Source organism: Bradyrhizobium sp. (assembly GCF_036009065.1).
In the GTDB taxonomy this organism is placed as follows: Bacteria; Pseudomonadota; Alphaproteobacteria; order Rhizobiales; family Xanthobacteraceae; genus Bradyrhizobium.
The window spans coordinates 1-16,568 of record NZ_DASYMN010000027.1; the positions used below are offsets into that span (position 1 = coordinate 1).

General features: G+C 64.1%; 12 protein-coding genes. 8 read left to right on the forward strand and 4 right to left on the reverse strand.

The window, feature by feature from the left end; all coding sequences use genetic code 11:
* The 6 genes from VGP39_RS02055 to ligA all read left to right on the forward strand — a co-directional run.
* Nucleotides 1–505 (forward strand): cell division FtsA domain-containing protein (locus VGP39_RS02055; protein WP_327566444.1); only part of this gene is annotated, 505 nt, incomplete at its 5' end.
* A gap of 93 nt (nucleotides 506–598) precedes the next feature.
* Entirely contained in the window at nucleotides 599–2,395 is a 1,797-nt protein-coding gene (gene ftsZ / locus VGP39_RS02060; protein ID WP_327566445.1) for a cell division protein FtsZ, read from the forward strand.
* Nucleotides 2,396–2,743: 348 nt separating this feature from the next.
* Nucleotides 2,744–3,703, forward strand: a complete 960-nt coding sequence (gene lpxC, locus VGP39_RS02065) for a UDP-3-O-acyl-N-acetylglucosamine deacetylase (protein WP_327566446.1) — start codon at nucleotides 2,744–2,746, stop codon at nucleotides 3,701–3,703.
* Nucleotides 3,704–4,080: 377 nt separating this feature from the next.
* A complete protein-coding gene (locus VGP39_RS02070) occupies nucleotides 4,081–4,989 on the forward strand; it encodes an outer membrane protein assembly factor BamD (protein ID WP_327566447.1) in 909 nt (302 codons plus the stop codon).
* A gap of 216 nt (nucleotides 4,990–5,205) precedes the next feature.
* A complete protein-coding gene (recN, locus tag VGP39_RS02075; RefSeq protein ID WP_327566448.1) occupies nucleotides 5,206–6,876 on the forward strand; it encodes a DNA repair protein RecN in 1,671 nt (556 codons plus the stop codon).
* Nucleotides 6,877–7,130: 254 nt separating this feature from the next.
* Nucleotides 7,131–9,278 (forward strand): NAD-dependent DNA ligase LigA, encoded by a 2,148-nt coding sequence (gene ligA / locus VGP39_RS02080; protein ID WP_327566449.1) that lies wholly within the window; start codon nucleotides 7,131–7,133, stop codon nucleotides 9,276–9,278.
* A gap of 167 nt (nucleotides 9,279–9,445) precedes the next feature.
* Here ligA and VGP39_RS02085 read toward each other — a convergent pair whose 3' ends face one another.
* Together VGP39_RS02085 and VGP39_RS02090 are read right to left on the reverse strand one after the other, a co-directional pair.
* Nucleotides 9,446–10,729 (reverse strand): multidrug effflux MFS transporter, encoded by a 1,284-nt coding sequence (locus VGP39_RS02085; RefSeq protein ID WP_327566450.1) that lies wholly within the window; start codon nucleotides 10,727–10,729, stop codon nucleotides 9,446–9,448.
* A gap of 230 nt (nucleotides 10,730–10,959) precedes the next feature.
* Nucleotides 10,960–12,786: an aminopeptidase P family protein gene (locus VGP39_RS02090; protein ID WP_327566451.1), complete on the reverse strand. Its 1,827-nt coding sequence runs from the start codon at nucleotides 12,784–12,786 to the stop codon at nucleotides 10,960–10,962.
* Nucleotides 12,787–12,976: 190 nt separating this feature from the next.
* Between VGP39_RS02090 and VGP39_RS02095 the strand changes: the two genes are divergently transcribed.
* Nucleotides 12,977–13,162 (forward strand): hypothetical protein, encoded by a 186-nt coding sequence (locus tag VGP39_RS02095; RefSeq protein WP_327566452.1) that lies wholly within the window; start codon nucleotides 12,977–12,979, stop codon nucleotides 13,160–13,162.
* 5 nt (nucleotides 13,163–13,167) lie between these two features.
* Here VGP39_RS02095 and VGP39_RS02100 read toward each other — a convergent pair whose 3' ends face one another.
* Nucleotides 13,168–14,064 (reverse strand): 50S ribosomal protein L11 methyltransferase, encoded by an 897-nt coding sequence (locus VGP39_RS02100; protein ID WP_327566453.1) that lies wholly within the window; start codon nucleotides 14,062–14,064, stop codon nucleotides 13,168–13,170.
* A 120-nt stretch (nucleotides 14,065–14,184) separates the two neighbouring features.
* On the opposite strand from VGP39_RS02100, the gene VGP39_RS02105 reads away from it, so the two are divergent.
* Nucleotides 14,185–14,475, forward strand: a complete 291-nt coding sequence (locus VGP39_RS02105) for a hypothetical protein (RefSeq protein ID WP_327566454.1) — start codon at nucleotides 14,185–14,187, stop codon at nucleotides 14,473–14,475.
* A gap of 301 nt (nucleotides 14,476–14,776) precedes the next feature.
* On the opposite strand, the gene VGP39_RS02110 is transcribed toward VGP39_RS02105, so the two are convergent.
* Nucleotides 14,777–16,378 (reverse strand): NAD(P)/FAD-dependent oxidoreductase, encoded by a 1,602-nt coding sequence (locus tag VGP39_RS02110; protein ID WP_327566455.1) that lies wholly within the window; start codon nucleotides 16,376–16,378, stop codon nucleotides 14,777–14,779.
* Between the last annotated feature and the right edge of the window lie 190 nt (nucleotides 16,379–16,568).

The following is a 16,568-nucleotide window of genomic DNA, read 5'->3' on the forward strand; positions in this document are numbered from 1 at the left end:
CATTGCGGATGCCGAGCGAATCAAGACGTTATATGGCACCGTGCTGACCGGCGGGTCGGACGCGCGCGAGTTGATGTCCGTGCCATCGGCCGGAGACAATGATCGCGATGTTCCGCAGATCGTGTCCCGCGCCACGATCGCCAACATCGTCCGGCAGCGCGCCGAGGAGATTTTTGAGATGGTCAGGGACCGGCTCGCGGATTCCCCGTTTGCGGCAGAGCCGCGGGCGCGGGTTGTCCTCAGCGGCGGCGCTTCGCAGCTTACCGGCATCCCCGAACTTGCAAGCCAGATCCTCAAGCGCCCGGTGCGCATCGGCCGCCCGCTTGGATTCGGGCGGTTGCCGAGCGAGGCCAAGGGCGCGTCGTTCGCGGTGCCTTCGGGCCTGCTGGTCTACCCGCAATACGCTCATCTTGAACATGTCGAACCGCGGCATACGCGGCAGCTTCGGACAGGGACTGACGGCTATTTCGGAAAGGTCGGACGATGGCTTCGCGAGGGCTTCTGATGATCTTTTCCGCAGAACCTGAACTCCCACTAACGCCTTCGGCCGTCGGCCAAGGACTTTGCAAATTCACGCGCGCGTAATCGAGAGGCAACCATGGCACTCAATCTTACCCCCCCAGACATCAGCGAACTGAAGCCGCGGATTACCGTATTCGGCGTCGGTGGCGCTGGCGGCAACGCCGTCAATAACATGATCACCGCCGGACTGCAGGGTGTCGATTTCGTCGTCGCCAACACCGACGCGCAGGCGCTTACCATGTCCAAGGCGCAGCGCATCGTGCAGATGGGCACGCAAGTGACGCAAGGCCTCGGCGCCGGCTCGCAGCCGGATGTCGGCGCCGCGGCAGCGCAGGAAGTCATCGACGAGATCCGCGATCATCTGTCCGGCGCCAATATGGTGTTCGTCACCGCGGGCATGGGCGGCGGCACCGGCACGGGGGCTGCTCCCGTGATCGCCAAGACCGCGCGCGACATGGGCATCCTCACCGTCGGCGTCGTCACGAAGCCGTTCCATTTCGAAGGCCAGCGCCGCATGCGCACCGCCGAGTCGGGCATCGCCGAACTGCACAAGGTGGTCGATACGCTGCTGATCATCCCGAACCAGAACCTGTTCCGGGTCGCCAACGAAAAGACCACCTTCGCCGATGCTTTTGCGATGGCGGACCAGGTGCTGTATTCCGGGGTTGCCTGCATCACCGACCTGATGGTCAAGGAAGGCCTGATCAACCTCGACTTCGCCGACGTCCGCGCCGTGATGCGCGAGATGGGCAAGGCGATGATGGGGACCGGCGAGGCCTCCGGCGAGAAGCGCGCATTGACCGCCGCGGAAGCTGCGATCGCCAATCCGCTGATCGATGATTCCTCGATGAAGGGCGCGCGCGGCCTGTTGATCTCGATCACCGGCGGCAAGGATCTGACGCTGTTCGAGGTCGACGAGGCCGCAACCCGGATTCGCGAGGAGGTCGATCAGGACGCCAACATTATCGTCGGCGCCACCTTCGACGAGACCCTCGATGGGATCATTCGCGTCTCCGTGGTCGCCACTGGCATCGAGCAGGCGGCAATCGCCAAGGCATCCGCACCCGCGGCGGCTACGGCAACATCCGCCGTGGCCACGCCGGATAACCGTCTCGCCGAGGTCACGGCGAAGCTGCGCGCCGACAATCAGCGCGCGGTCGCCGCGACGGCGCAGAAGTCGGACGCGCCGCGCCCGGTTCAGGCCGCGCCTGCCGCCCAGCAGCGCGCCCCTGCCAACAGCATCGAACGTGCGGCACTGGCGGCGATCGCCGCCGCGGTGGCGCCGGAATCGATGCAGCCGATCGCGCCGGTGTCGATGCAGCCGGCCTCCTACGGCGACGTCACCGTGCGGCCGATCGCGCAGAAGCCGACACTGTTCCCGGACCTCGACGTCAAGAAGCTCGAGGCGCAGGAACCGGCGACGCCTGAGACGTTCATCCCGCAAGCGGCGGAGCGCACCGCGGTTCGCGCGCCCAGGATGCCGAAGTTCGAAGACCTGCCGATGCCCGCACAAAACGAGATTCGCCAGGCCCGCGGTGAAACCGAGGAAGAACAGCATCCGCAAAAGGTCAGGATGTCATTGCTGCAGCGCCTCGCCAATGTCGGCCTCGGCCGCCGCGACGAGGCGACCGAGCCGCCGATCGCGGCGCGCGCCTCAGGTCCCGCAATCGCGCCGCTTCCACCGCTCCCCCAACCCAAGCCCCAGCGCAGCGTCGCCGAGCAAATGGCGGCCAACGAGCCGGTTTCGGAATATGCAAGGCGGCCCGCGCCTCAAGGGCTTGATTCTCATGGTCGGCCCGCACCTGTTGCACCGCCGCCACAGGGCGACGATCATCTTGATATTCCGGCCTTCCTGCGCCGGCAGGCGAACTGATCGTTGTTACAATTCTGACCAGGCAAAAGGCCCCGGCTATCGCCGCCGGGGCCTTTGTTTTCGCAACGATCTGCATTGTTTCGTGATTTACAAGTAACTGATATGAAACGATAAATTATCAAATTAATGGCGTGATGGCATGGCCGCAAGGCTCCGATCCGCCTCGGAATTTGGTTAACGCTTGGCCCGATTGCGGCAGACTTGGGGTAACAATCGGTAAACAAGCGTGAGTTGGCGCTCTTTGTGGCAGTGACTATGGTTCGCCGTGACTTGGGGAAACTAAAGACGAATCGCCGTGCAATCGGACCGGTCCAGTCTTTCAGTGAGTCAATTGTGGGCAATTCGAGAATGAAATTCAGCCGGCAAACAACGCTTCGGTCGCAAGCCACTGTGACGGGCGTCGGTGTTCATTCCGGTTTACCCGTCAGCCTTACGCTCGGACCTGCATCCCTCGATGCAGGTTTTATTTTTGTCCGCACGCGCTCGGATGGTTCCGACCGTGAAGTGCAGGCTGTCGCGAAATCCGTGACATCGACCGAATTCGCCACCGTGCTGGGCGACCGCGAAGGTCCGCTGGTTTCCACCGCGGAACATGTCCTTGCGGCGCTGCGGGGAATGGGCATCGACAATGCCACGATCGACGTGGATGGGCCGGAAGTGCCGATCATGGACGGCAGTGCGGCTGCTTTCGTCGCTGCGATCGACCAGGCCGGTATCCTGACGCAGTCGGCGCCGCGGCGCTTCATACAGGTCCTGAAGCGCGTGCAGGTCGAACTCGGCGATGCCTTCGGCGAATTGCGGCCCCATGCCAACGGCTTCCGCGCCGAGGTCGAAATCGATTTCGCCAATCCGGTGATCGGCCAGCAGAATTATGTGCTCGACCTCACTCCGGAAAGCTTCCGCCGCGACATCTGCCGGGCCCGGACTTTCGGATGCATGAACGATGTCGCGCGGCTCTGGAGCGCGGGCTATGCGCTCGGTGCGTCATTCGAGAACTCGGTGGTGTTCGACGAAGAGCGCCTGCTTAACACCGAAGGCCTGCGCTACGCTGACGAATGTGCGCGCCACAAGGTGTTGGACGTGGTCGGCGATCTCGCGCTGGCGGGCCTGCCGCTGCTCGCCGCCTATCGTTCCGTGCGGGGCGGCCACAGGCTCAATCACGCGGTGCTGACCGAATTGATGGCCGACCGCAGCGCCTGGCGGGTGGTGGAATCGGAACCTGCACGGCTTCCACGCGGCCGCGCCGAAGTCACGCGCGGCATGGTCGGCGGCATGGTTGCACCGGCCTATGGTCCGGACGTGTCCTGACCGCGGTCACCGCGACTGTCCCCAATTCACTTCGTCATTCCGGGTTCGCCCGCAAAGTGTTTCGTCATGGCCGGGCATAGCCGGCCGAAGGACGGCGTCGCTTCCGCTCGCCTATGTCCCGGCCATCCACGTCTTTTCTTCCGAAAGAAGTAAGACGTGGATGCCCGGGACAAGCCCGGGCATGACGGAATAGGAGGCTTGACCGCCTTAATCCGGGCGAAATGCCTGCGTATTCGGTTGGTTAAAGCGCTTTTTTCGGTTATTTAACGCTCGCGGTCGCATGATGGGGCACACGGGCATGTCGATGGCTGCGTCCATGACCCTGCTCATGGCGCGTGCAGCGGGCACCGCATCACAGGCGTTGGATTGTTGAACTTATGTCGGCACAGCGTATGACGCTCGGATTGCGCAGATTATCGGACAGCTCCCGGCTCGACGTGTTGGGACGCCAACTGCGCCTGGCCGCGGGTCTTGTCGTGCTCGCAATAACCTTGAGCGGATGCGGCACCGCCTCGCTGTGGGACAAATTCACCGCCAAGGACGACACCTTCAAGGAAGAGCCCGCGGACAAGCTCTACAATGAGGGCTTGTACCTGATGAACCAGAGCAAGGATCCGAAGGCGGCGTCCAAGAAGTTCGAGGAAGTCGATCGCCAGCATCCCTATTCGGATTGGGCGCGCAAGTCGCTGCTGATGTCGGCCTATGCGTTCTACAACGCCGGCGACTACGACAGCTGCATCGGCGCCGCCACCCGCTACGTCACCTTGCATCCCGGCAGCGCGGATGCCGCCTACGCGCAATATCTGATCGCGGCCTCGCATTACGACCAGATCCCGGACATCTCGCGCGACCAGGGCCGCACCGAAAAGGCGATCGCCGCGCTTGAGGAAGTGGTCCGCAAATATCCGACCTCGGAATACGCCACCAGCGCCAAGGCCAAGCTGGAAGGCGCGCGCGACCAGCTCGCCGGCCGGGAAATGGCGGTCGGCCGCTACTACATGGACAAGCGCGACTACACCGCCGCCATTAACCGCTTCAAGACCGTGGTGACCCAGTACCAGACCACCCGGCATGTCGAGGAAGCGCTGGCGCGGCTGACCGAGGCCTATATGGCGATCGGCATCGTCGGCGAGGCGCAAACCGCCGCCGCCGTGCTCGGACACAACTTTCCCGACAGTAAGTGGTACAAGGACGCCTACAATCTTGTGAAGTCGGGCGGGCTCGAGCCCAGCGAGAACAAGGGCTCCTATATCTCCAAGGCGTTCAAGAAGCTCGGCCTCGGCTAGTGTATGATGGCACTCAGTCGAATCGGCAGCGATGTTCTTCACCTCTCCCCGCAGGGGAGAGGTCGGCTCGCATCGCAGATGCGAGCGGGGTGAGGGGCCTATCCGCGAGTCCGCGTGCGTGGATAGACCCCTCACCCGAAGCCTACGCTGCGCTTCGGCTTCGACCTCTCCCCTGCGGGGAGAGGGAAGACCCACACCACCAGGAACTGATCCCGCATGCTGGCGCGTCTGTCGATCCGCGACATCGTCCTGATCGAACGGCTCGATATCGAGTTTTCGCGGGGCCTTGCGGTGCTGACTGGCGAAACCGGCGCTGGCAAGTCCATCCTGCTCGATGCGTTCGCGCTGGCGCTGGGCGGCCGCGGCGACGCGGACCTGGTCCGCCACGGCGTGGAGCAGGGCCAGGTCACCGCGGTGTTCGATATTGCCCTAGGGCATCCGGCCGCGACGATTCTCAGCGACAACGGTCTCGACGATAGCGGTGAAATGATCCTGCGCCGGGTGCAGCTTGCCGACGGCCGCACCCGCGCCTTCATCAACGACCAGGCCATCAGCGTGCAGACCCTGAAAGCGGTGGGCGCCGCGCTGGTGGAAATTCACGGCCAGCATGACGAGCGCGCGCTGGTCGACGCCGCGACCCATCGGCGGCTGCTCGATGCCTTCGCGGGCCTCGAAAAGGATGTCGCGGCACTCGAAACGCTATGGGAGGCGCGTCGCGATGCGCACCACGCGCTGGATGAGCATCGCGCGGGCATGGAGCGCGCCGCCCGCGAGGCCGACTATCTGCGCCACGCCGCCGACGAACTAAAAAAGCTCAAGCCAAGGGACGGCGAGGAAACCGCGCTGGCCGAGCGCCGCACCGCGATGATGCAGGGCGAGAAAATCGCCGGCGACCTGCGCGAGGCGCAGGATGCGGTGAGCGGCAACCATTCGCCGGTGGCGGCGCTGTCGGCGGCGGTGCGCCGGCTGGAACGTCGCGCCGGCAATGCGCCGGCTTTGGTCGAGCCCGCGGTGAAGGCCATCGATGCCGCGATCAATGCGCTTGAAGAGGCCGACCAGCACCTCACCGCGGCGCTGGTCGCGGTGGATTTCGATCCCACTGAGCTGGAGCGCATCGAGGAACGGCTGTTCGCATTGCGCGCGGCGTCGCGAAAATATTCCACGCCGGTGGATGGCTTGGCCGCGCTGGCCGCGAAATACGCCGCGGATGTCGCCTTGATCGACGCCGGTGCCGAGCAATTGAAAAAACTGGAGACGGCGGCGGCGGAAGCCGACAAGCGCTACAATGCGGCGGCGACAAAGCTGTCCGCTGCCCGTCAAAAATCCGCGGAAAAACTCAACAAGGCCGTCAATGCCGAACTCGCGCCGCTAAAACTCGAACGCGCGAAGTTCACCACCCAGATCGGATCCGATTCCGTCTCGCCGGGGCCGCAGGGTTTCGACCGCGTCGAGTTCTGGGTGCAGACCAATCCCGGCACCCGGCCGGGGCCGCTGATGAAAGTCGCCTCTGGCGGCGAGCTGGCGCGCTTCCTGCTGGCGCTGAAGGTGGTGCTGTCCGACCGCGGCTCGGCGCCGACCCTGGTGTTCGATGAAATTGATACCGGCGTCGGCGGTGCGGTGGCTGACGCCATCGGCGCGCGGCTGGCGCGGCTGGCCTCCAAGGTGCAGGTGATGGCGGTGACCCATGCGCCGCAGGTCGCGGCGCGCGCCGACCAGCATCTCTTGATCTCCAAGGACGCGCTCGACAAGGGCAGGCGCGTCGCCACCCGAGTCAACGCGCTCGCCGCCGACCACCGCCGCGAGGAAATCGCGCGGATGCTGGCCGGCGCGGAGATCACCGCCGAAGCCAGGGCGGCTGCGGAGCGGCTGATCAAGGCGGCGGGGTGATATGTCCGTGTCCCGGACGCGGTGCGGCATTCTTCATGCCGCTCCGCAGAGCCGGGGCCGTACCAGGCACCGGCGTTCGTTACGACCCCGGCTCTGCAGCGCACCGCTCCGCTACGCGCTGCACTGCGTCCGGGGAACGGCAGGCAGTCCACTGTCTTCGTCATGCCCGGCCTTGTGCCGGGCATCCACGTCTTTAAATTGCCCGCCAAGAAGACGTGGATGGCCGGGACAAGCCCGGCCATGACGGAAAGCTTATGCCCAAAGTCAAAACGAACAAAACTCCGACACCCGTCGCCACCCTCACCAAGGCGCAGGCCAAGGTCGAACACAAGCGGCTGGCGCTCGAAATCGAAGGCCACGACAGGCATTATTACCAGGACGACGCGCCGAAGATTTCGGACGCCGCCTACGATATGTTGCGCCAGCGCGTCAACGCCATCGAGGCGAGATTTCCAGAACTCGTCACGAGCCAGTCGCCGACGCAAAAGGTCGGCGTTGCGCCTTCCGGCCGCTTCGCAAAAGTGCAGCACGCGGTGCCGATGCTGTCGCTCGGCAACGCCTTCAGCGACGAGGACGTAGCCGATTTCGTCGACCGCATCCGGCGCTTTCTCAAGCTCGATGCCGACGACATTCCGGCCATGGTCGCCGAACCGAAGATCGACGGGCTGTCGCTGTCGCTGCGTTACGAGGACGGCGAGCTGGTGCGCGCGGCGACGCGCGGCGACGGCGCCACCGGCGAGGACGTCACCGCCAACGCCCGTACCATCAGGGACATTCCGAATACGCTAAAGGGCCGCAAAATCCCGGCGGCCTGCGAAATCCGCGGCGAAATTTACATGCTGAAACAGGATTTCCTGGCGCTCAACAAGAAGCAGGCCGAGGCTGAGGACACCGTGTTCGCCAATCCGCGCAATTCGGCCGCCGGATCGCTGCGCCAGAAAGACGTTTCGATCACCGCCTCGCGGCCGCTAAAATTCTTCGCCTATGCCTGGGGAGAGATGAGCGAACCGCCGGCGGACACGCAGTACGGCATGCTGGCCTGGATGGACAAGGCCGGTTTCGTCGTCAACCCACTGACCAAACTCTGCAAGAGCATCGATGAGGTGTTGGCGTTCTATCGCCAGATCGGCGAGGACCGCGCGGCGCTCGCATACGACATCGACGGCGTGGTCTACAAGGTCGACCGGCTCGACTGGCAGGCGCGCCTCGGCTACGTCTCGCGCAATCCGCGCTGGGCGGTAGCGCATAAATTCGCCGCCGAGCAGGCGACCACCATTCTGAAGGACATCGAAATCCAGGTCGGCCGCACCGGCTCGCTCACGCCGGTCGGCAAGCTGGAGCCGGTCGGCGTCGGCGGGGTGATCGTGCAGAACGTGACGCTGCATAACGAGGATTACATCAAGGGCATCGGCGGTAAGGGCGAGACCTTGCGTGAAGGCCGCGACATCCGCATCGGCGATACGGTGATTGTGCAGCGCGCCGGCGACGTCATTCCGCAAGTTGTCGATGTCGTGCTCGACAAGCGTCCCAAATCGGCGAAGCCTTACCGCTTTCCAACCAAATGCCCGTGTCCGCTGCATACCGACATCGTGCGCGAGGAAACCGCGACCGGCGAGCAGGGCTCGCGCGCCCGCTGCACCGGCGAGTTCGCCTGTCCGTTCCAGAAAATCCAGCATTTGATGCTGTTCGCCTCGCGCCGGGCGTTCGACATCGACGGCCTCGGCGAAAAGCAGATCGAAATGTTCTTCGAGAGGGAATGGGTGCGCGAGCCCGCCGATATTTTCACGCTCGAAGAGCGCAACAGCAAGATCAAGCTCGAAAACGAAGAGGGCTATGGCGCGACCTCGGTCGGCAATCTGTTCAATTCGATCCGCCGGGGTCGCGAGATATCGCTGGACCGTTTCATCTATGCGCTCGGCATCCGCCACGTCGGCGAGACCACCGCTCTCGCGCTGGCGCGCGGTTACGGATCATGGGAGGCGTTTCACGATGCGGCGCTGAAGGTCGCCAAAGGCGATGAAGAAGCCATGGCGGATATGGATGCGCTGGATCAGATCGGTGACACCGTGATCGAGGCGGTAAAAGCCTATTTCGGCGAAAGCCACAATCGCGGCATCGTCGAGCGGCTGACCCGGCATGTGAAGATCGAGGATGCGCAAAAGCCGAAAACCAACAGCCCCGTGGCCGGCAAGACCGTGGTGTTCACGGGCGCGCTCGAACGCATGACCCGCGACGAGGCCAAGGCGACGGCGGAACGCTTTGGCGCCAAGGTATCCGGCTCGGTCTCGAAGAAGACCGATCTGGTGGTTGCAGGCCCGGGCGCCGGATCGAAGCTGAAGGAGGCCGAGAAGCACGGGGTAAAGGTCATCAGCGAGGACGAGTGGCTGAAGCTGATCGCCTGACTTCGTGGCCAGGGCGCGATGCAGTGAAGCGTCGTAGGGTGGGCAAAGCCAGCGGACGCGAACGCGTCCGGTGGCGTGCCCACCATTCAACCCGCGCATCTTGAGCAAGATAGGCACGGCGCAAGGGCGCCTTTGCCCACCCTACGAGTCTGCGTCCGGGGCACGCCCTACAACAACCCCGTCTCTTCCTCTTCCGCCTTTTCGATCAACTCTTCCGTCGCCACCATGGCGCGCCTCGGCACCAGGAACATCATGGTCGAGGCGCAGGCGACCGACAGCACGGCGACGGCGATGTTGAGCGGCACGGCGCTCGCAAAATGGCCGCCGAGCCAGGCGCCGAACTGCGAGAACAGCGAGCCGAGCCCCATCTGCAAGAATCCCATCGCGCCCGATGCGGTGCCGGCGGCTTGCGGGCGCACGCTGATGGCGCCGGCTGCCGAGTTCGACATCACAAAGGCGTTGGCGACCATCACCAGCATCTGCGTGCCGAACAGCCATGATGGCAATTGATTGAGCCCGGCGAGGCCCCAGGCCAGGTTCAATAACGCGCCACAAAATTGCAGAGCGAGGCCGAACCAGATCAGCTTCTCGATCGAATGGCGCGGCGCGAAGCGCACGCAGAACAGGTTGCCGATCAGATAGGCAAAGCCGGTGGTCGCAAACCATGCGCCGTATTCGGCGCTGGAGCGGCCCATCTGCGTCACCACGATATAGGGTCCGGCGCCGGCGAAGGTGAAGATAATCTGCGAGGCCAGCACCTGGCACAGCATATAGCCGACGAAAGCCCGGCTGCCGAACAGGCTGCCGATGTCGCCGCGAAATCCGCTGCCGGGGCCGGGGTCCCGGATGCGCCGCGTCTCCGGCAACGCGACCGCGATGCCGATGGCGACCAGCAGCGCAGCCGCGGTGATGACGTAGAAGATCGAGCGCCAGCCGAACGCGGTCTCCAGCAGGCCGCCGAACAGCGCGCTTACCATCTGCGCGATCATCATCACCGCGATGACCAGGCTGATCATGGCGCCGACGCGCTCGCGGGGATAGAGGTCGCGGATGATGGCGCGGCTGACCACCATGCCGGTGGCGCCGCCGAGCGCCTGAAAAAACCGCGCGACGATCAGTTGCGGCAGCGTTTCCGCGAAGCTGCAGCCGACGCTGGCCGCGATCATCAGGCCGAGGCCGGCGAGCAATACCGGACGGCGTCCAAAGCGGTCCGACAACGGGCCCATGACAATTTGCGAGCAAGCCAGGCCCACCATGTAGAGCGATACCGTCATCTGCGCGATCGAGATATCGCGGCCGAAATCGCCGGCGAGCACCGGCAGCGCGGGCACCAGCATATACAGCGAGATCGGAGCCACGCCGGTCATGGTCACCAGCAGCAGCAACATGACCCGGGATGTCGGAGCTGGGCTGCCGAGCGCCGCGTCGGACTTGCCGGTCACTCCGTGCATCGGGTTTTCATGCCGGCTCGAGGATTCAACTATGTTGAATCCGACTGTAACGTTATCCGCCGACCGGAATACGGTTGTTTCGGAATGCCGCTATTCCGTTTTTGCGCTGGATTAGCATGCCGTCATGCCCGGGTTTGTCCCGGGCATCCACGTCTTAAATGGCATATCGCGTAAGAAAGGCGTGGATGGCCGGGACAAGCCCGGCCATGACGAACCGAGGCGACTATGCGCTACGCCAGCGGCTCGGTCGCGGCGTCGAGCCACAGCTTTGTCGCCTCGTCGAGGTGCGGACGCACTTCACGGCGCACCCTTGCGTGGTAGTCGTTGAGCCATGCCAATTCCGGGCCGCTCATCATTTTCAGATCGATCAGGCGCCGGTCGATCGGCGCCAGCGTCAGCGTCTCAAAGCCGTTCATCGGTTTTTCGGCGCCGGCGATCTCGGCGGCAACCACCAGTTCGAGATTCTCGATGCGAATCCCAAAAGCGTCGGCCTTGTAGTAGCCGGGCTCGTTCGACAGGATCATGCCGCGCTTCAGCGGCGTGGTGCCGAGTTTTGAGATCCGCGCCGGGCCTTCATGCACCGACAGGTAGCTGCCGACGCCGTGGCCGGTGCCGTGCTCGAAGTCGATCCCGGCCTGCCACAGGAATTGCCGCGCCAGGGTGTCGATTTGCGCGCCGGTGGTGCCGTCGGGAAATGTCGCGCGGGCAATCGCGATGTGGCCGCGCAGCACGCGGGTAAAACGGTCGCGCATTTCGCCCGTCGGCTCGCCGATGGCGATGGTGCGGGTGACGTCGGTGGTGCCGTCTTGATATTGAGCCCCGGAATCGATCAGCAAGAGATCGCCTGAACCAATGCGGCGGTTGGTCTTGCGGGTGACGCGATAGTGGACGATGGCGCCGTTCGGCCCGGTGCCGGCGATGGTCGGGAACGACACGTCTTTCAATGCGCCGGTGTCGCGGCGAAACGTCTCCAGCGCCTCGACGGCATCGATTTCGGTCAGCGCGCCGGAGGGCGCCTCGCGGTCGACCCAGGCCAGAAAGCGCGCCAGCGCCACCGCGTCGCGCGCGTGCGCATTGCGGGTGCCTTCGATCTCGGTGGCGTTCTTGACGGCTTTTAGCAGCGCGACGGGATCGCTACCCCGGATCACCTTGCCGCCCGCCCCTGCGATCAATCGCTTCAGCGCGTCCGCGGCGGTAGCGCTGTCCAGCGCGATCGATCCGCCACACTGCGCAAGTTCGGTGAGGTGTGGCGTCAGCGCATCCGGTTCCCGGACGTCGGCATTCTGCTCCAGATGATCGCGGGCGCTGTTGGAAAGTTTGCGGTGATCGATGAACACGGTCGGCCGACCTTCCCTGGGCACCAGCGCGTAGGACAGCGGTAGCGGCGTATGCGAGACGTCGGCGCCGCGGATGTTGAAGGTCCAGGCCACCGCGTGCGAATCCGACAGCACCACCGCGTCGGCGCCGAGTTTTGCGACCTCGCCGCGGATGCGCCCGAGCTTGTCGGCGGCAGTCTCGCCAGCGAATTGCGTGCCGTGAATCGCTACCGGGCCGAGCGGCGGGGCGGGGCGTTCGGTCCACACCGCATCCAGCGGATTGCTCTGGACCGCGACCAGTTCGGCGCCGGCCCTGGCGCAGGCCGCCGCCAGCCGCTCGGCTGCCGCTGAAGTGTGCAGCCATGGATCAAATCCGAGGCGGTCGCCGGCAACGAGGTGCTTTTCCAGCCAGGTTTCCGGCGGTGGATCGACCAGCGGCTCGACGCTCCAGGCCTTGCCGTCGACCTGTTTTGCCGCCTGCAGCGTGTAGCGGCCGTCGACGAAAACCGCGGCCTGCCGGTTGAGCACGGCCGCCATTCCGGCCGAGCCGGTAAACCCGGTCAGCCACGCCAGCCGCTCTTCGGAGGGCGCGACATATTCGTTTTGTTGCTGATCCGCGCGGGGAATCACGAATCCGCTCAGCTTCCGCCGCAGTAGTTCCTCGCGGAACGCGGCCAGCCGCGCGGTCAACGCAACGCCGCCTTCGGGCTCTTCGAATGTCTGGAAATGGGCTTCGAACATCGCTTGCTACCTTAAGATTGCGGGGAGCAGTCCGCAACGCGGTGTGGATTGTCGCAAATCTGGCACAAAACATGCTTGAAAAGGTCACCTGCCGTAGACGGGATGGAACGATTGCTGTCAGGCGCAATTGTTCGAACGATATCTGGGGGAATTCCAGGAGTGTTTCAACTCAACGAAGAGGGGAACCACAATGCCTGCGTTTACGTTCGAGAAGATATCGCCGCCGGTCCGCCGCGGGCCGATTCCGCCGATCGTAAAAAAGCAGCGCGGCCTGATCGTCAAGATCCTCGACAGTTTTGTCGCCGCGCGCGTGAAGAAGAACATGCGCGCAGAGAAGGGCGTTATCGCCCGCAACGAACAGAAACCGTCCGACTGATTCCTTCACATCGCGCGCTGCATCAGCAAGCTGCTCCATCCCTCGACGATGAGATGCCGCCGCAATATCAGCCCGCGCGCGCGATAAGCCGCGATGACGCCCTGAGCCTGATGGGGCAGCAATCCTGAGAAAATCACCGACGCCGACGGCGCCAGATGCGCGGCCATCGGCGTTGCCATCTGCCGCAACGGATTGGCGAGGATATTCGCCAGCACCAGATCGAACGGCCCGCGGATTGCGAATTGCGGCGCGGAGAATCCGGTCGCGCAGATTGCTTCCACCAGATTGCCGGCGCCATTGAGCCCTGCGTTGTCGCGCGCAACGTGCACGCTGACCGGATCGATGTCGCTCGCCAGCACCCGCCGCCGCAGCGCCTTGGCCGCGGCGATGGCAAGCACGCCAGTGCCAGTTCCGAGATCGAGCACGCGTATCGGTTGGCGCGAACGCAGCACCTGACCCAGCAGCAACAGGCAACCGCGCGTGGTGCCGTGATGCCCGGTGCCGAACGCCAGCGCCGCCTCGATCTCGATGCCGAGCTTGTTCGGCGGCACCCGCGCGCGGTCGTGGCGGCCATGCACGATGAAACGGCCGGCCGGGACGGGGACGAGGTCTTCGAGACTGGCCTTGACCCAATCTTTGGCTTCGACGATGTCGAATGTGATGTGTTGTGCGATGTCGCCGCCGGCGGCCAGGGCGACCAGTCCGCGGATCGAGGCTTGATCTGGCGCTTCGCTAAAATGCAGGCTGACATCCCAGGTTCCGTCCGGGCGTTCGAACGCAGCGACGGCGGCCTGGCCTTCCTCAAAACTCTCGTTCAGCAGATCGACCACGCGCCGCGCGGCGCGCTCGTCGCCGATGGCGAACGTAGCCCGGCTGGTGCTTGGCGTAACGGTGGAAGTCATCGATGGTCCGGAGATTTAATAGGGATGATGTGCTCGCCAACTCACTTACCCGGTAATCGGGTGGCGCAACAACCCTGCCTCCCTATGGTGTCTTCAACCCACCGGCAGGAGTTTCAAGCCATGTCATCCTTTCGCAAATTCCACTCTATCGCGGCCTTGTGCGGCGACGGGCTGCGGCCGGAACTGCAAGCGCTATTCGAGCGGTTGGCAGTGGATTCGCATACCGAACTCTTTGTAAGAGATGACGGCCTGGTCCAGTCGGGCCCGGACCCGATTGCTATGGAAGGTTCGCTTCGACAAGCCGAAATCCGCCACTCAACTGCAGACGGCACCCCGGATGTTGTCTTCAGCCACGAAATTTCAGCTTTCGAACTGAGACACTACGCTACTTCACAGTTTGTCAGCTTTTAACGCAACGGCTATTCAGCGTGCTGTACACTGAGATATACACAGCTTTTGAACAGATAAGCCTCGAAGTTTCTGCCATAAGCGCACAGGCTTTTGCACTAAGATATCAACCGGTTTCCCACAAATTATCCCCTGGCTTATCAACCGGCTAGACCCGTCATTGCGACGAGCGAAGCGGCGAAGTAATCCAATCTTGCTTGTTGTGCGCCTGATCTGGATTGCTTCGCGGGGCCTGTCATCGGGCGGCGCTTGCGCCGACCCGTTGGCTCGCAATGACGAATGTTGGCATCCATGTGCCGCACATTCAGCCGAACATCGCCCGATGATCCCCCAGGATCACCCGCGCCGCATTGTGCCCCGGCGCGCCGGTGACGCCGCCGCCGGGATGGGCGCCGGAGCCGCAATGATACAGGCCCTTTAGCGGACCGCGGTAATCGGCATGGCCCAGCATCGGGCGCGCGGAGAACAGCTGGTTCAGCGTCAGCGCGCCGTGAAAGATATCGCCGCCGAGCAGGCCGAACTGGCGCTCCAGGTCGAGCGGCGACAGGATTTGGCGGCCGATCACGCTGGCGGCAAAGCCCGGCGCATAGTTGTCCACTGTCGCGATCATCAGGTCGGCGACCTCGTCGCGATGGGCGTCCCACGACCTGCCATCCGGCAATTGCGGTGCGACGTGCTGGCAGAACAGGCTGGCGACATGCTGGCCGGGCAGGCTGAGCGAGTCGTCGAGCGTCGACGGGATCAGCACTTCCACCACCGGCTCGCGGCTCCAGCCATATTGCCGCGCATCCAGCCAGGCGCGGTCCATGTAGCCGAGGCTCGGCCCGATGATGATCCCGGCGGTCAGGTGATCGCCAGGGCCCGGCAGCGCGTTGAAGGAGGGCAGGGCGTTGAGCGCCACATTGATCCGGAAGGTGCCGGAGCCGTTGCGCCAGGTTTTTATGCGGTCGAGAAACGGCGCCGGCAGCGCCTCGGCAGGCAACAGGCCCGTGTACAGCAGTTTTGGATTGACGTTGGAGACAACGTACTTGGCGCGGATGGTTTCTCCATTATCGAGGATTACTCCGACCGCGCGGTCGCGCTCGACGATGACCTCACGCACCCCGGCGTCGGTTTCGATCTCCGCGCCGTGCGCGCGGGCTGCCTTCGCCATCGCCTGGGTGATCGCGCCCATGCCGCCGATGGCGTGGCCCCATACACCTTTCTTGCCGTTCACCTCGCCGAACGCATGATGCAGCATCACATAGGCCGAGCCGGCGGCGTAAGGACTGGCGTAGTTGCCGACGATGGCGTCGAAGCCGAACAGCGCCTTGACCAGGTCGCTTTCGAACCAGTCGTCCAGCATGTCGCCGGCCGAGCGCGTGAACAGGTCGAGCAAGGTGCGCTGCTGCTCCAGGGTGAGGCCGCGCAGGATATTTGCGGAACGAAGCGCGTTCACCGCCTCGCTGATCGAGTTGAGGCCGAACCCTTGCACGATGTTCGGCGGCGCGCGCAGCACGAACTGCCGCAGCACGTCGGCGATGGCTTGCAGCTCGCGGCTGAAATCATCGATTCGGCCGGCGTCGCGTTCGCTCGAGTTTGCGACGGACTGACGGGTGCGGCCTTCGCCGGTGAGCAGGTAGCTGCCGTCGGGCGCGGGCAGAAAATTCTGCGCGCGGCGCTCGACAATCCGCAAGCCGTGCTCGTGCAGCTTCAAATCGGCGACGATCTGCGGGTTGAGCAGGCTCACGGTGTAGGCCGCAACCGAATTGCGGAAGCCGGGGTGAAATTCTTCCGTCACCGCGGCGCCGCCGACCACCTTGCGGCGCTCGACGACCCGGACCCGCAGTCCGGCCATCGCCAGATACGCCGCGCAAGTGAGGCCATTGTGTCCGGCCCCGATGATGACAATTTCGGTGTCAGTCATGCCGAATTTATATCGCTGTTCGCGACAAATGTCGCGCCGACAACACTGTCCTCATCCTGACGAGCGGCCTCTTGGCCGCGTCTCGAAGGATCGGCCACAAGCGCCTGGGGCCATCCTTCGAGACGCCGCGCAAGCGCGCGGCTCCCCAGGATGAGGGCTGAATGTGTAGCTCAGAAAAGACTCTTTACGT

Excerpts from the sequence above, each read along its gene's own strand:
- VGP39_RS02110 (WP_327566455.1), bottom strand. The coding sequence starts at position 16,378 with ATGACTGACACCGAAATTGTCATCATCGGGGCCGGACACAATGGCCTC.
- VGP39_RS02070 (WP_327566447.1), top strand. The coding sequence starts at position 4,081 with ATGTCGGCACAGCGTATGACGCTCGGATTGCGCAGATTATCGGACAGC.
- VGP39_RS02085 (WP_327566450.1), bottom strand. The coding sequence starts at position 10,729 with ATGCACGGAGTGACCGGCAAGTCCGACGCGGCGCTCGGCAGCCCAGCT.
- VGP39_RS02100 (WP_327566453.1), bottom strand. The coding sequence starts at position 14,064 with ATGACTTCCACCGTTACGCCAAGCACCAGCCGGGCTACGTTCGCCATC.
- VGP39_RS02090 (WP_327566451.1), bottom strand. The coding sequence starts at position 12,786 with ATGTTCGAAGCCCATTTCCAGACATTCGAAGAGCCCGAAGGCGGCGTT.
- VGP39_RS02095 (WP_327566452.1), top strand. The coding sequence starts at position 12,977 with ATGCCTGCGTTTACGTTCGAGAAGATATCGCCGCCGGTCCGCCGCGGG.
- recN (WP_327566448.1), top strand. The coding sequence starts at position 5,206 with ATGCTGGCGCGTCTGTCGATCCGCGACATCGTCCTGATCGAACGGCTC.
- ftsZ (WP_327566445.1), top strand. The coding sequence starts at position 599 with ATGGCACTCAATCTTACCCCCCCAGACATCAGCGAACTGAAGCCGCGG.
- lpxC (WP_327566446.1), top strand. The coding sequence starts at position 2,744 with ATGAAATTCAGCCGGCAAACAACGCTTCGGTCGCAAGCCACTGTGACG.
- ligA (WP_327566449.1), top strand. The coding sequence starts at position 7,131 with ATGCCCAAAGTCAAAACGAACAAAACTCCGACACCCGTCGCCACCCTC.
- VGP39_RS02105 (WP_327566454.1), top strand. The coding sequence starts at position 14,185 with ATGTCATCCTTTCGCAAATTCCACTCTATCGCGGCCTTGTGCGGCGAC.